Source organism: Parabacteroides chinchillae (assembly GCF_900108035.1).
Classification (GTDB): Bacteria; Bacteroidota; Bacteroidia; order Bacteroidales; family Tannerellaceae; genus Parabacteroides; species Parabacteroides chinchillae.
In genome coordinates this window covers 1-13,941 of record NZ_FNVS01000021.1, presented here as the reverse complement: position 1 = coordinate 13,941, position 13,941 = coordinate 1, and the positions used below count along the sequence as shown (strand labels likewise).

Sequence of the window (13,941 nt, the reverse complement as noted above, 5' to 3'; positions counted from 1 at the left end):
TTCGATGATTAAGTGAATTTAATCAAGTCTTTCAACTGGATTTTACCTTCGTAAATAGCTTTGCCAAAGATAACAGCAGGGATTTTGGCCTCTATTAATTTTTCGATGTCTTCAATAGAGCTAACACCTCCGCTTGCAATAATATAAATGAAAGGTATCATTTCCCGGATCTCTTGATAAAGTTCGATGGAAGGGCCTTGTAGCATACCATCTTTACATATATCCGTGCAGATGGCTTTTGTGATTCCTTTATCATAATAATCTTGTATAAAAGGAATCAATTCTTTATCAGTAGTTTCTTCCCATCCGCTAATTGCAATTTTTTTATCTTTTGCATCTGCTCCCAGAATAATCTTTTCGCTTCCGAATTTTTTAATCCATGAAGTGAAAATTTCCGGTTTTTTTACAGCAATACTTCCTCCTGTAACCATTTGTGCACCGCTTTCGAAAGCAATTTCCAGATCGTCTTCTTGTTTTAGTCCTCCTCCGAAATCTATGATTAAAGAGGTACGGCTGGCAATTCGTTCAAGAGTACGATAGTTGATAATCCGTCCTTCACGGGCGCCATCAAGATCAACTACATGAAGACGGCGTATCCCGTGATCTTCAAATATTTTAGCGACCTCCAACGGGTCTTCGTTATATATCTTTTTTGTGCTATAATCTCCTTGAGTCAGACGTACACATTTACCGTCAATCAGGTCGATAGCAGGAATAAGTTCTATCATATTGCTGTTACAATTTTAGGAAGTTATTTAAAATAATTTCGCCAACCGAACCACTTTTCTCCGGATGAAACTGTGTTGCATAATAATTATCTTTGTGCAATGCAGCACTAAAAGGAAGTATATAGTCGGTAGTTGCAGCGGTATAATTGTTTATTGGCACATAGTAACTATGTACAAAATAAACAAATTTGTTTTCCAATCCTGCGTTAAATAATTTACTTTTAACATTGGTAAGTGTATTCCAGCCCATGTGAGGCACTTTGTCTTCATGCTTTCTGGGAGCGAATAGTTTTACTTCCGTATCGAATATACCTAGGCAATTGGCATTTCCTTCTTCCGAATGCCGGCACATTAATTGCATGCCAAGGCAAATGCCAAGCACCGGCTGTTTTAGATTACGGATTAAGCTGTCAAGTTTATGCTCCTTTAAATATTCCATTGTAGTGAAAGCTTCACCAACACCCGGGAAGATAACTTTATCAGCCTTGCAAAGAATTTCCGGATCAGCTGTAATAACGGGAGTAATGCCTAGCCGCTTTAATGCGTAGTCTACAGAGTAAATATTTCCGGCATTATATTTAATAATGGCTACATCCATTCTTGTTACGCTTTTATATTGAGATGCAAAAGTAGCAAATTATCATAACATATTATATATAGTTGATGAAAAGTTGCAAAAAGGGTTTGATTTGTAATAAACTGCCTGTTTGGATAGTGGTTTAAAGATTATGTCTTGCTGATTTTATCTTTATAATGAATTTGAGGTCTTTTTGTATTGATTTTCAGCATAGGTGTAGAAAATGTTTGTAAAATATTTCCTTGGCCTATTGTGTATATGAAAATAATATTTACCTTTGCACCGCAATCGAGAGGGGGTTGTCTTTAGGAACATATTGGTGCGTTAGTTCAGTTGGTTAGAATACATGCCTGTCACGCATGGGGTCACGGGTTCGAGTCCCGTACGCACCGCACAATATTTGGAAGTTCCTTTTTTATAATTGGTGCGTTAGTTCAGTTGGTTAGAATACATGCCTGTCACGCATGGGGTCACGGGTTCGAGTCCCGTACGCACCGCGAAAGCGAATAGCAAATTAAAGCAAAGAGACTGTTTAACAAAAAAGTTAGGCAGTCTCTTTTTTCTTACTTATCCTTTCTTTGCTGGTTGTCTGCCATAAGAAATAACCAGGGATATGTATTGTAGATAAATTACGGAAAAAAATACCAGGATTACAGATTAATGGTTTTAAAGTTTCATCCGAATGTTTTTTTGAGTGTGAAAATTAATAGTCGATTTTTTTACAGACAATATAATAAAAAGATCGGGATCATTTTTAAAAATCATCCCGATCTTTTTGTAAAATCATTAGTATGGGCATGTTCCTTAAAATCGACAAACAGATTGTATGTGAAATTGAAGAAAAAATTCTATATTTGCACCGCTTTTGAAAATGAATCAGATAATTTCTAAATAAATAAGATTAAGAAATGACAAAGAGTGCATTACAAATCGCGAGAGCAGCTTACCAACCAAAGGTACCTGCTGCTTTGAAAAGTGCTGTTAAGGCTGTAGATGGCGAGTATACTCAATCAGTGGCCGATCAGGAAGAAATCAAGAAATTGTTCCCTAACACGTATGGTATGCCTGTCGTTACTTTCGAAAAAAGTAATGAAAAGAAAGCAATGCCGGCTATGAATGTGGGTGTGATCCTTTCCGGAGGTCAGGCTCCTGGCGGTCATAATGTGATTGCCGGTTTGTTTGACGGAATCAAAGCTCATAACGCAACTTCTCGCTTATATGGCTTTATTCTTGGCCCGGGCGGTTTGATTGATCACAAATATATGGAACTTACTGCCGATATTATTGATGAGTATCGTAATACCGGTGGATTTGATATGATTGGTTCCGGCCGTACTAAATTGGAAACGACAGAACAATTTGATAAAGGTCTTGAGATCTTAAAACAATTAGACATTAAGGCTTTGGTTATAATTGGTGGCGACGATTCAAATACAAATGCTTGCGTATTAGCCGAATATTATAAGGCTATCAATGCAGGTGTACAAGTAATTGGTTGTCCGAAAACGATTGATGGCGACCTGAAGAACGAACAGATCGAAACGTCTTTCGGCTTCGATACTGCTTGTAAAGTTTACTCTGAAGTTATTGGTAATATCCAACGTGACTGTAATTCTGCACAGAAATACTGGCACTTTATTAAATTGATGGGACGTTCTGCTTCTCATATTGCATTGGAATGTGCTTTACAGACTCAACCGAATATCTGTATTATTTCGGAAGAGGTAGAAGAAAAGAACATGTCTCTGGATGATATCGTGACTTATATAGCAGAGATTGTTGCAAAGCGTGCTGCCGAGGGAAATAACTTCGGTACGGTTTTGATTCCTGAAGGCTTGATTGAATTTGTTCCGGCTATGAAACGTTTGATTGCAGAATTGAATGACTTCCTTGCTAAGAACGATGTAGAATTTAAGATGATTAAGAAAAGCGAACAACGTGCATATATCATCAGTAAGCTGACAAAAGAAAACTCAGACCTGTATGCTTCTCTTCCTGAAGGCGTAGCCCGTCAGTTGTCTTTGGATCGCGATCCGCACGGAAATGTTCAGGTTTCTTTGATCGAAACAGAAAAATTACTGTCCGAAATGGTTGGTAAGAAATTGGCTGAATGGAAAGCAGAAGGTAAATATGTGGGTAAATTTGCTGCACAACATCACTTTTTCGGTTATGAAGGACGTTGCGCTGCTCCGTCAAATTATGATGCCGACTACTGTTATTCTTTGGGATATACGGCTTCTTGTTTGATTGCTTCGGGTAAGACAGGCTATATGTCATCTGTACGTAACACAACTGCTCCGGCCGACAAATGGATTGCCGGTGGTATTCCTGTTACTATGATGATGAATATGGAACGTCGTCATGGCGAAATGAAACCGGTTATCCAGAAAGCTCTGGTTAAACTGGATGGTGCTCCATTTAAGAAATTTGCAGCCAACCGTGATGAATGGGCTATGACTACCAGCTATGTTTATCCGGGTCCTATCCAGTATTTCGGTCCGACTGAAGTATGCGACGAGCCTACCAAGACTTTGCAACTGGAACAGGCTAAGTAAGAATTTTCTTATTATAACAGAATAGACAAAAAGCTTCCTTTTTTCAGAGGAGGCTTTTTGTCTTTTATATTAATTCCCGGATTGGTTTGAATGTATACGATTTTAATAAGTAAATTCGTATCTTTGCCGTTAAACATTAAAACAATATTCGTATGTTTTCAGGAATAATAGAAGAAACAGCGCGGGTGGTTAACATTGAGCATGATAAGGATAATATACATATTACAATGGAATGCTCTTTTGTCGATGAATTGAAAATAGACCAAAGCGTAGCGCATAATGGAGTATGCCTGACAGTGGTTCGTAAAGAAGGAAATACATTTACTACGACAGCAATGCGGGAGACATTGGAACGTTCTAATCTGGGCTTATTAAAACATGGATCATTGGTGAACTTAGAGAGAAGTATGTTGATGAATGGACGTTTAGATGGTCACATTGTACAGGGACATGTGGATCAGACAGCTGTTTGTACTAATGTGGAAGACGCAAATGGCAGTTGGTATTATACTTTTGAATATCCTTATGATAAAGAAATGGCCAAGCAAGGTTATCTGACAGTAGAAAAAGGCTCTGTGTGTGTGAATGGTGTTAGCCTTACTGTTTGCAATTCAAAAGAGAATGGTTTTCAGGTTGCCATTATCCCTTTTACCCATGATCATACCAATTTCTGCCAGATAGAAAAAGGTACGGTGGTAAATCTTGAGTTCGATATTGTTGGTAAGTATATCAGCAAGATGATAAAGAATTGAATCAAAAGAGTGGCCTGTAAATGCTTGGACACAACGGACCGAGAAGCCGTACGCAAGGTTGTTCTCACCCGTATTGGCATTACTACTGTTGAAGTTCAGTTTAGGAGACTTACCTGACGCATTAAGAGTAGAAGACCAATAGTTGCCGTTGGATGCCAGATTGTTGGAACTACCATTACCGTTATCACGGTAACCAGCAGCAGGCAGAACACAAAGTAACCGGTACAATACTATACGGAATAAATACAATTAAGCAGATAAGACCGTAAAGAGAAACGAATAACTGGCAGGAACACAATAATGATATTTCCTATCCGTAATTTTTGTCCTGTCGGTCGGTTACTGAATTTACAAATCACACTTCCGATAGCCATAACCTTCGGAACTCTGGATATAGCCACTCTTTATAAAAAACAAAGGTAGATAATTTGGAATATTTCTTTTCTCAATAATGCAGAAAAGATAACAGAAGAAAGCATATTCTTAAATACTACTATTTCCTAAATCATTTTTTTCGGGAATTGATGTCTTATTTGTGATGTTCTTACTTTTCCATCGTCCGGTTTTGTAATAAATATAGGTAATAATTGTACCTGTTGTGATACTGAAAGAAATAGCCCACCATATTCCGCTTCTTCCTAATATGGAACTTAACCAGTAGGCTAGTGGAATACGAATAAGCCACAGGCATACAATGCCTACGGCCATCGGAAAGACTGTATCTCCGGCTCCCCGCAAAGTTCCGTTAAATATGTTGAGCATTCCGTGTACGATAAAAAAGGCGCCTACAATCAGCAGGTATTCTTTTCCTATGTCAATAACTGCAGGATCATTTGTAAATGCAAGCATCATCGTATCGCCGAAGAAGAAGATGGAAGCAAAAACAGCTAGACTGAATACTACATTTATCAGCATCGAAAAACGTACCCCCTTCTGGACACGGTCTAATCGTCCGGCTCCGATATTTTGTCCGCAAAAAGCTGCCAGAGCTCCCGATAGGGTTAGTATGGCCTGGGTAATTATGGTGTCTATTTTGCCTGCTGCACCATAGGCTGTAAGCGTATCCGTGCCGAAACTGTTCACAATACCCAGCAAGGCAATAAGGCCGAGAGCTATGGCGCATTGTTGTATGCTGGTAGGCAGACCTATCTTAAGGCCTTTTTTGAACAAGGCACCGTCGAACAATAAATCTTGTTTTTTTATGGAAAGCAACGGATGTTGGTTGTTAACATAGATTAGGGCGGCGCACATGCCTATTCCTTGCGAGATAACAGTTGCCCGGGCAGCACCTTCTATTCCCCAGCCGAAGCCGATAATAAAAAGCAGGTCTAATGCTATATTCAGTAGGGTCGAAAGTAAGATGAACAGCATGGGACGGAAAGATTCTCCTACGCCCCGGAGTATGGAAATAATACTATTGAAAGTTACAAACAGGAAAGTTCCTCCTATATAAATGCGGAAATAGACAACAGCCTGTGGTATGACCTCTTCGGGTGTTTTGGTGATTCTGAATACGGGTTCTGCAAAAATCATTCCGGTAATAGACAGTAATATGCCGGCAACAAGCATGAAAATAAAGAAAGAAGAAAAAGCACGTTGTACTTTACCATATTCTTTGGCACCGAAAAATTGCGACACAACGACTGATGTCCCACTGCCTATTCCTATTACAAAAGATATGATAAAGTAATATATGAAGAATGAGGCCGAAACAGCTGCCAGCGCTTCTTTTCCCAGAAAACGGCCTACAATGATGCTGTCGGTTATGTTGTACAGTTGTTGTAATAAATTACCTATGAGTAACGGCAATGCAAAACCTAGGATGACTTTCCATACAGGACCGCGCGTCAGGTCATTCTTGTTTTTTGCTTTAACTGTCAGTTGTTCATTTTCCACTCTTAGCGGTTTATAGGTCTTTAAGCAGAATGTTGTCGTTTGCTTTTATCATATCTTCCCTTGTCTTTAAAAGGGTTTTCCATTCTTTACTGAATAAACAGGATGTGTCTATTTTGAAGTTTTCCGAACCGTATTCATCCATTTTTGTTAGCAGGTAGCTTACGGAAATCTTGTTGACATCAATTGCCGGCTGATAGTAAGCTACGCGGTCATCGTCACCATAATTTACTTCGATGATAATATTTAGCTCCGTCAGGAGGTATAATATTTGTGTCGTTAACCGGATAGGGATTCGGTAAGCATCGGATATTTCATCAGCAGTGTAAGGCTTTTCTCCTTTCACAAACCGCTTGGTAATAAGTGAAGCTATAAGCAGGGTGAGGAAGTCTTTATAGCGGCGACTGATATTTTTACTGTCTCTTTCAAAGCTGAATTTCTTCACATTCTGTGATGCATAAGTTAATTCGGCTCCGAATAAGCAAATCAGCCATGAAAGTTGCAACCATAATAATAATAAGGGTAAGGCCGCAAAACTACCATAGATCGCATTATATTTGCTGACCCAGATCTGTCCGCTTATATATATGAATTGGAAAAACTGAAAAGCGCAACCCGCGATGAATCCGGCAATCAATCCGTTTACGAACCGTACTTTCGTGTTGGGAAGTGAAATGTATAATGCCGTGAACGTTAATGTTGTGATAAGGTAAGGTGCTATATTCAGGATAATTTCCATTAGCGGCGTGAAAAATAAATACTTGCTCAGGAAAGAATTCTGTAGTGTTGATACAAATAGCGAAAGGCCGCTTGAGGTCATCATTAATACCGGTAAAATGATAAACAGGGCCAGATAATCGGATATTTTACGATACCAGGGACGTGATTTTTGTATCTGCCAGATATCATTGAAGGTGTCTTCTATGGAAGAAATCAGGTTGATAACCGTGTACAGTAATAGAATAAAACCGATGCCTATAATAATTCCGCCCTGTGCCTGATCCAGATAACTTTCTACAAATTCGAATGCTTTGTTTAATTCTGTTTCATGCCCCGGAAAATAATCTATTAATTCTTCCCGTACCGTACCCTGAAATCCGAAGCCTTTGGCAACACCTAGTAATACTGCCAGCAATGGAACAATAGAAAGAAGTGTACTATACGTAAGTGCGGATGCTTTTGTTTGCAGATTTTCATTCAGGAATCCGCGAATGGCAAGAATAATGGTTTTGATCGTGTTGATATAAAGCTCTTTCAGGCCGCTTACTTCATTCTCGGTAATCCGCCAGATATCGTAAGTGACAAAACGAATCGTGCGTGTTAGCAATATCTGGATTCGTTCTCCAATAGGCTTTTTATCAGATGTTTTCATAAAGAAAATATTAAAAGATGCAGCCTGCCTGTAAGCCGGGTTCTGTACTTCTGCCAATTGGCGGAAGCGTCTGCCATTTATCTCGTCTTACCGTCACCGGCAAGCTTTAGCGGTCTACCCCCCGGCATCGGACGAGCAATCCTACATGCGCCGGTATACATGACCTTACAACCCATAAGATGTACGGCATTCTGTATTACTACGGAACCCGGTGAGCTTTTACCTCACCTTTTCACCCTTGCCGGACGGATCCGGCGGTTATTTTCTGTTACATTACTTTGCCTTTACAGACAACTTCCCGTTAAGAAGTATGGTGCTCTGTGTTGCCCGGACTTTCCTCCCATCTTGAAGATGAGCGACAGACCGGCAGACTGCAATACTACAAAGATATGGAATTTAGTTGACAGTTGGCTGCAGACGCCAGACAATTATTTTGTATAGTCTTTGATTAGTAACTTTAATCCTTTGATATACAACTTGTGTTGCGGTATTCGTAAGAAATGGAGCATGCTTCCATTTACTGCCAACTTTTCGTTGCCCTGTCTGTTATAATAATAAATGTATGACCATTTGGCAGATTTAAGATTGTTAAAAAGGTACTTTGTAATACACAGTACTGTTAAGCGCAGTTAAGCAACGGATTAGCGCCGTTAAAAGTGATAAAAAAACATTGTGTAATGGAATATCTGCACGTTTTTTGAGTTTAATTTGTCACAAAGAAACTGTTAAATTTAAGTGTTTAATTAAATAATAGAAATATGAAAAAAATGTGGAAGAATATGCTTGGAGTTGTTCTCGTGGCTGCAATAAGCTCGGGAGCTGCAATAGGAACGAGCGCTTACATGATGAAGAGTGAACAGCCCGTTTTTGCTACCGGAGTGGAGAACACGTTTAAGCAACCCCTTCGACTGGCAAATTACAACTCTGTCGCTGCTGAAAATACAGATTTTACAAAAGCTGCCGAAAACACGGTTCATGGCGTAGTCCATATTAAGGCTGTTGCCAATGCGAAAGAACCGGATGGAGGCGGACAATATGTTGATCCTTTTGAATTTTTCTTCGGTAACCGAGGGTTTCAGCGTCCGCAACCACAACCGCGTGTTGGTTCGGGTTCGGGTGTGGTTATCTCGACAGACGGATATATTATAACGAATAACCATGTGATTGAAGGAGCAGATGAATTGGAAGTGACGCTAAACGACAACCGTAAGTTTGCAGCCAAAGTAATTGGTGCCGATCCGTCTACAGACATTGCTTTATTAAAAATTGATGCAAAAGACTTGTCTATTATACCATTCGGTGATTCTGAAAAATTGAAAGTAGGCGAATGGGTATTGGCTGTCGGTAATCCATTTAACTTGACTTCTACGGTAACTGCCGGTATTGTGAGTGCAAAAGGCCGCGGTCTTTCAATGGGTGGCGGAAGCAAGATCGAATCATTTATTCAGACAGATGCAGCAGTAAATCCGGGTAATAGTGGTGGTGCTTTGGTTAATACAAAAGGAGAACTGGTTGGTATCAATACTGCTATTTATTCTCATACAGGAAATTTTGCAGGATATTCATTTGCCGTGCCTATCAGTATTGCCAGTAAAGTAGCAAGCGACTTGAAGCAGTTTGGAACTGTGCAACGAGCTATGTTAGGAGTTAATATCCTGAGCGTATCCGATATTTCCGAGCGCTTGAGTATGCCGAATCTGGATGCGAAAAGTAAGAGTGAACTTGAAGCAATGAAGTCGAAGACTAAAGTGTCGGAAGGTGTTTATATTGCGGGTTTTGGAGAACGCAGTTCTGCTAAAGAAGCCGGTATAGAAATTGGTGACGTGATTATTGCAGTAAATGGTACAAAAGTGAAATCTGCTAATGTATTGCAGGAACAGATCAGTAAATACCGTCCGGGCGATAAGGTGGAGATTCAGGTGGATCGCAATGGCACGGTAAAGATGTTTACGGTTGAACTTCGCAATATGCAAGGTGGTACGCAGATTATCAAAGGTGGTGACAGTACCGAAGTCCTGGGCGCAGCTTTTAAAGTTTTGACGGATAAACAAAAACTGCAGTTGGGTGTTAGTTATGGTATAGAAGTTACAGGACTGACCAAGGGTAAATTGCAGGATGCCGGAATTAAGAAAGGCTTCATTATCATGATTGTCAATAACCAACAGATATCTACCCCGGAAGACTTGGAAAAGATTGTGGAAAGCATACTTCAGGGACGTTCCGAAGATCAGGGATTGTTTATAAAAGGTTTCTATCCGAACGGACGTACGAAGTACTATGCTATAGATCTGGCCGAATAAGATAAACAAATAAGTTAGTCTTATAGGTGTAAAAAGATTGTTAAAGGTTTATAATTGGCTGAATGTGGGGTGCATTCGGCCAATTCTTTCAATAAAATATTATTATCTTTGCACCCCGTATTCTCAATTAAAACAATTGGATGAGACAGTTAAAGATTACAAAGTCCATTACCAATCGCGAAAGTGCTTCGCTGGATAAATATCTTCAAGAAATTGGTCGTGAGGATCTTATCACAGTTGAAGAAGAAGTAGAATTGGCACAGGCAATTAAAAGAGGAGACCGAAGAGCGCTGGAGAAATTAACTCGGGCTAATTTGCGTTTCGTCGTTTCTGTAGCTAAACAATATCAGAACCAGGGGCTAAGTTTGCCCGACCTTATTAATGAAGGTAACCTGGGATTGATAAAAGCTGCTGAGAAATTTGATGAAACCAGAGGATTCAAGTTTATTTCGTATGCTGTTTGGTGGATTCGTCAGTCTATTTTGCAGGCTTTGGCAGAACAGTCAAGAATTGTACGTCTTCCTTTGAACCAGGTAGGCTCACTGAATAAAATCAGTAAAGCTTTTTCTAAGTTCGAACAAGAAAACGAACGCAGACCGTCGCCGGAAGAACTTGCAGAAGAATTGGATATTCCCGTAGATAAGATTTCTGATACTTTGAAAGTATCCGGACGCCATATCTCGGTTGATGCCCCGTTCGTAGAAGGCGAAGATAATAGCCTCTTGGATGTTCTTGTGAACGATGATGCTCCGATTGCTGACCGGTCGTTGATGAACGAATCATTGGCTAAAGAAATTGATAGAGCACTTGCTACATTGACCGAAAGAGAATGTGAGATTATCAAAATGTTTTTCGGTATTGGTTGTCAGGAAATGACATTGGAAGAGATTGGCGACAAATTTGGCCTCACAAGAGAGCGTGTCCGCCAGATCAAGGAAAAAGCAATAAGAAGATTAAGACAAGGAACGCGTAGCAAGCTCCTCAAATCGTATTTAGGTTAACCCCCCGTTGATGAGGTGAACTAGGCTCCATATTCCTTTCGGGAAATGGAGCTTTTTTAATTCCTTTCGGGAGAAATTTTAATTTCTCCCGAAAGGAATTTTGTTTTCATCCGAATGTGTCTATTTTTGCTATATATTTATTATGTTGTTATTTTTGAAGACGGGGTGGCAGATAGTCATTTTTTTTGTTTCCTTAAATAGAAGATTATATTATGAATCGGAGAATGTTTTTTAAGAAGTCGTGTGGGGGAATGGCTGTGTTGGCATGTTCAGGGTTTCATTTGCCTGAAGAAAATGAAAAGGTGCGCTTTGGATTGATCACGGATTTGCATTTTGCCCATAAGGAAAAGTGGGAAACGCGCTTTTATGAACAATCCAAACAAAAACTGGAAGAAGCAATACATGTTTTTAATAATGAAAAACTTGACTTTTTAATTGAATTGGGAGATTTGAAGGATCAGGCTATACTTCCAGACAGGGTGCAGACATTGTCTTTTCTGGACGAAATAGAAACAACCTTGCGTACATTTAATAAACCGGTATATCATGTATTGGGTAATCATGATATGGATAGTATCTCCAAGCAGGACTATTTGGAACATACGAGAAATGATGGAAAAGCGCAAGGGAAAACATTCTACTCATTTATCCGGCAAGGTGTTAAGTTTATTGTCCTCGATGCAAACTTTAATGAAGACGGTTCCGATTATGACTGTGGTAATTTTGTTTGGACAAAAGCAATGATTCCGGCCGGCCAGAAAATCTGGTTGAAAAAAGAACTGGAGGAAAGTAAATATCCTGTCGTCGTGTTTGTACATCAATTATTGGATGCCTTTTCGGATATATCAAAAGATGTTTGTGTTAGTAATGCGGATGAGATAGTGGATGTACTTGAACAAAGCCGGAAAGTAATAGCTGTTTTTCAGGGACATCATCATTATGGCCATTATAGCTTTAAAGAAGGTATTCATTATTTTACAATGAAAGGAATGATAGAAGGCAGTTTGCCCGATAATAATAGTTTTGCAGTGGTGGAAATAGATAAAAATTTAAATATTTACCTGGACGGTTTTTATAATTGCGAAGATAAGGTAATGGCTAGAAATTCATAGTTATGATTTTTTCAACTTATAGTTATAACTTTCCAAAATCATAACTATGAGTCTGTTTATTTTTGTAGGGAACGACTTTTATGATCTTGGTGAGATAATACCATAGGGTTGGCCATGAGGTCTGGACGCTACGAAGGAACATATATCCGGTAAAAATAGTATGAATATGTAATAAAAACAGGGAAATCTGTTATGTGCCGATAGTTTGGTGTTTGAAATGGTTCTGGGAAATAATATATTGACTTATAGATTAATGTGCTGAAAAGTACCCCAATGTGGAGGTTCTGGATCATCCTACCTTTGTGTCGTGTTCAATAGGGAACACATACACCTTTTTATAATTAAAAAATATGGCGCAAGGATTTAAGTTAGTGCAACGCCCGTCCAGGCCGGGTGTTCGGGGTTCGGAGAAAAAATTTTATGCTGTTTCGATAAACAATGGCATATCCGGTTTGAAACATCTATGTAAGATGATTGCTGCCCGTAGTACAGTTTCGAGTGCAGATGTCAAAGCTGTTTTGGATAATCTGAATTTTGTAATGGATATGGAATTGCAGGAGGGGCGTATCGTGCAATTGGGTGAACTGGGCAATTTCCGCATGTCTGTGAGTAGTGATGGTGTAACCGATGTTAGGGACTTTGATCAGACAATGCTTCGCAAGCCGAAACTGATCTTTACGCCTGGCAGCGAATTACGTGAAACGAAAAACGCGCTTGAATATACCAGAATTGTCCCGGAAGTCGAAGAAAAGGAGTGCGACCGCCCTCATGTAGAATGAATGTCTGACTGAATCGAAAAATAAAGATATGAATCAACATAGAAAACGTACGGACCGGATTAGTGAACATTTTTGTATGGATGAATTTATCTATAGCCGTGTAGCTGTAGAAAATGGATTGGATAATACGCCTCCTCCAGATGCAGTAAAAGGGATACGGAATCTGGTAGACAAATTGCTGGAACCACTTCGTGCATACCATGGCAAGCCAATACCGATTTGCAGTGGTTATCGGAGTGAAGAGCTGAACCGTCGGGTGAGAGGAGCAAGGGATTCCCAGCACCGGAAGGGAGAAGCTGTGGATATTTATACTTTAGGAAGCAATCTGTTATTGGAAGACTTGAAAGAAAGTAAACTGAATTTTGATCAGGTGATTTTTTACCGCTTGAAAGGCTTTATGCACTTATCGCTTAAATTAAATGGGGAAAATCGCCGGCAGATCATTATTCGATAAAAATATCCTTTATGTTGAATAAGTTATTTAATCTTCTCATTTCCAGTATTTGCATGTAATATGTATATAAAAACATTAAAAAAATCCCTTAAAAAGTTTGGATAGTAAAAAAGGTAATACTACTTTTGTCCCCGCATTCAAGCGAGAGTGGTTGATAACAATATAGGTTTAAGGTAATTTAGGAAGGGGATGAGGTTAGCCGGGCTAAGCAAAATGTCCAACCTCCTGAAAAGTTCGGGAAACTTTTTTCAAAAATTTCTTTTGAAATATTTGTTAGTTTCAAAATAGTCCTTACCTTTGCACCCGCAATCGAAAGAAAGCGCACGAGTTCTTTGAAAGATTTACATACAACAAGTAGTACAAGTATTATACAGACATTAGATGTTTGTTTTATAGAATAATAATACCGTCAATTACT

Annotated in this window: 11 protein-coding genes, 2 tRNA genes and 1 other RNA gene; 9 read left to right on the top strand and 5 right to left on the bottom strand. The window is 39.3% G+C overall.

Annotation, left to right across the window (positions count from 1 at the left end; translation table 11 throughout):
* Positions 1–8: 8 nt before the first annotated feature.
* Together hisA and hisH are read right to left on the bottom strand one after the other, a co-directional pair.
* A complete protein-coding gene (gene hisA / locus C4S38_RS14095) occupies positions 9–728 on the bottom strand; it encodes a 1-(5-phosphoribosyl)-5-[(5-phosphoribosylamino)methylideneamino]imidazole-4-carboxamide isomerase (protein WP_103984224.1) in 720 nt (239 codons plus the stop codon).
* A 7-nt stretch (positions 729–735) separates the two neighbouring features.
* The gene (gene hisH / locus C4S38_RS14090; protein WP_103984223.1) at positions 736–1,326 is read right to left on the bottom strand and encodes an imidazole glycerol phosphate synthase subunit HisH; all 591 of its coding nucleotides are present in this window, start codon (positions 1,324–1,326) and stop codon (positions 736–738) included.
* A 297-nt stretch (positions 1,327–1,623) separates the two neighbouring features.
* Between hisH and C4S38_RS14085 the strand changes: the two genes are divergently transcribed.
* The 4 genes from C4S38_RS14085 (at position 1,624) to C4S38_RS14065 (ending at position 4,612) form a co-directional block, all read left to right on the top strand.
* Positions 1,624–1,697: transfer RNA gene (locus tag C4S38_RS14085), tRNA-Asp, on the top strand.
* A gap of 31 nt (positions 1,698–1,728) precedes the next feature.
* Positions 1,729–1,802 (top strand) — tRNA-Asp (locus C4S38_RS14080).
* A 411-nt stretch (positions 1,803–2,213) separates the two neighbouring features.
* Positions 2,214–3,860, top strand: coding sequence for a diphosphate--fructose-6-phosphate 1-phosphotransferase (locus tag C4S38_RS14070; RefSeq protein ID WP_103984221.1), 1,647 nt, complete (start codon positions 2,214–2,216; stop codon positions 3,858–3,860).
* 152 nt (positions 3,861–4,012) lie between these two features.
* Complete coding sequence (locus C4S38_RS14065; RefSeq protein ID WP_103984220.1) at positions 4,013–4,612, top strand: riboflavin synthase; 600 nt, start codon at positions 4,013–4,015, stop codon at positions 4,610–4,612.
* Positions 4,613–5,095: 483 nt separating this feature from the next.
* Here the strand turns inward: C4S38_RS14065 and C4S38_RS14055 are convergent, their stop codons facing one another.
* The 3 genes from C4S38_RS14055 to rnpB form a co-directional block, all read right to left on the bottom strand.
* Positions 5,096–6,508 (bottom strand): MATE family efflux transporter, encoded by a 1,413-nt coding sequence (locus C4S38_RS14055; protein WP_234999412.1) that lies wholly within the window; start codon positions 6,506–6,508, stop codon positions 5,096–5,098.
* 10 nt (positions 6,509–6,518) lie between these two features.
* The gene (locus tag C4S38_RS14050; protein ID WP_103984258.1) at positions 6,519–7,877 is read right to left on the bottom strand and encodes a YihY/virulence factor BrkB family protein; all 1,359 of its coding nucleotides are present in this window, start codon (positions 7,875–7,877) and stop codon (positions 6,519–6,521) included.
* Positions 7,878–7,892: 15 nt separating this feature from the next.
* Positions 7,893–8,252, bottom strand: an RNA gene (rnpB, locus tag C4S38_RS14045) — RNase P RNA component class A.
* Positions 8,253–8,635: 383 nt separating this feature from the next.
* Between rnpB and C4S38_RS14040 the strand changes: the two genes are divergently transcribed.
* The 5 genes from C4S38_RS14040 (at position 8,636) to C4S38_RS14020 (ending at position 13,523) form a co-directional block, all read left to right on the top strand.
* A complete protein-coding gene (locus tag C4S38_RS14040; RefSeq protein WP_103984219.1) occupies positions 8,636–10,177 on the top strand; it encodes a trypsin-like peptidase domain-containing protein in 1,542 nt (513 codons plus the stop codon).
* A 140-nt stretch (positions 10,178–10,317) separates the two neighbouring features.
* The gene (locus tag C4S38_RS14035) at positions 10,318–11,178 is read left to right on the top strand and encodes a sigma-70 family RNA polymerase sigma factor (RefSeq protein WP_099464115.1); all 861 of its coding nucleotides are present in this window, start codon (positions 10,318–10,320) and stop codon (positions 11,176–11,178) included.
* A gap of 212 nt (positions 11,179–11,390) precedes the next feature.
* A complete protein-coding gene (locus C4S38_RS14030) occupies positions 11,391–12,290 on the top strand; it encodes a metallophosphoesterase family protein (RefSeq protein WP_103984218.1) in 900 nt (299 codons plus the stop codon).
* A 350-nt stretch (positions 12,291–12,640) separates the two neighbouring features.
* On the top strand, positions 12,641–13,069 hold the full coding sequence (locus tag C4S38_RS14025; protein WP_103984217.1) for an HU family DNA-binding protein: 429 nt from the start codon (positions 12,641–12,643) through the stop codon (positions 13,067–13,069).
* Positions 13,070–13,097: 28 nt separating this feature from the next.
* Entirely contained in the window at positions 13,098–13,523 is a 426-nt protein-coding gene (locus C4S38_RS14020) for a D-Ala-D-Ala carboxypeptidase family metallohydrolase (protein WP_103984216.1), read from the top strand.
* The last annotated feature ends 418 nt before the right edge of the window (positions 13,524–13,941 follow it).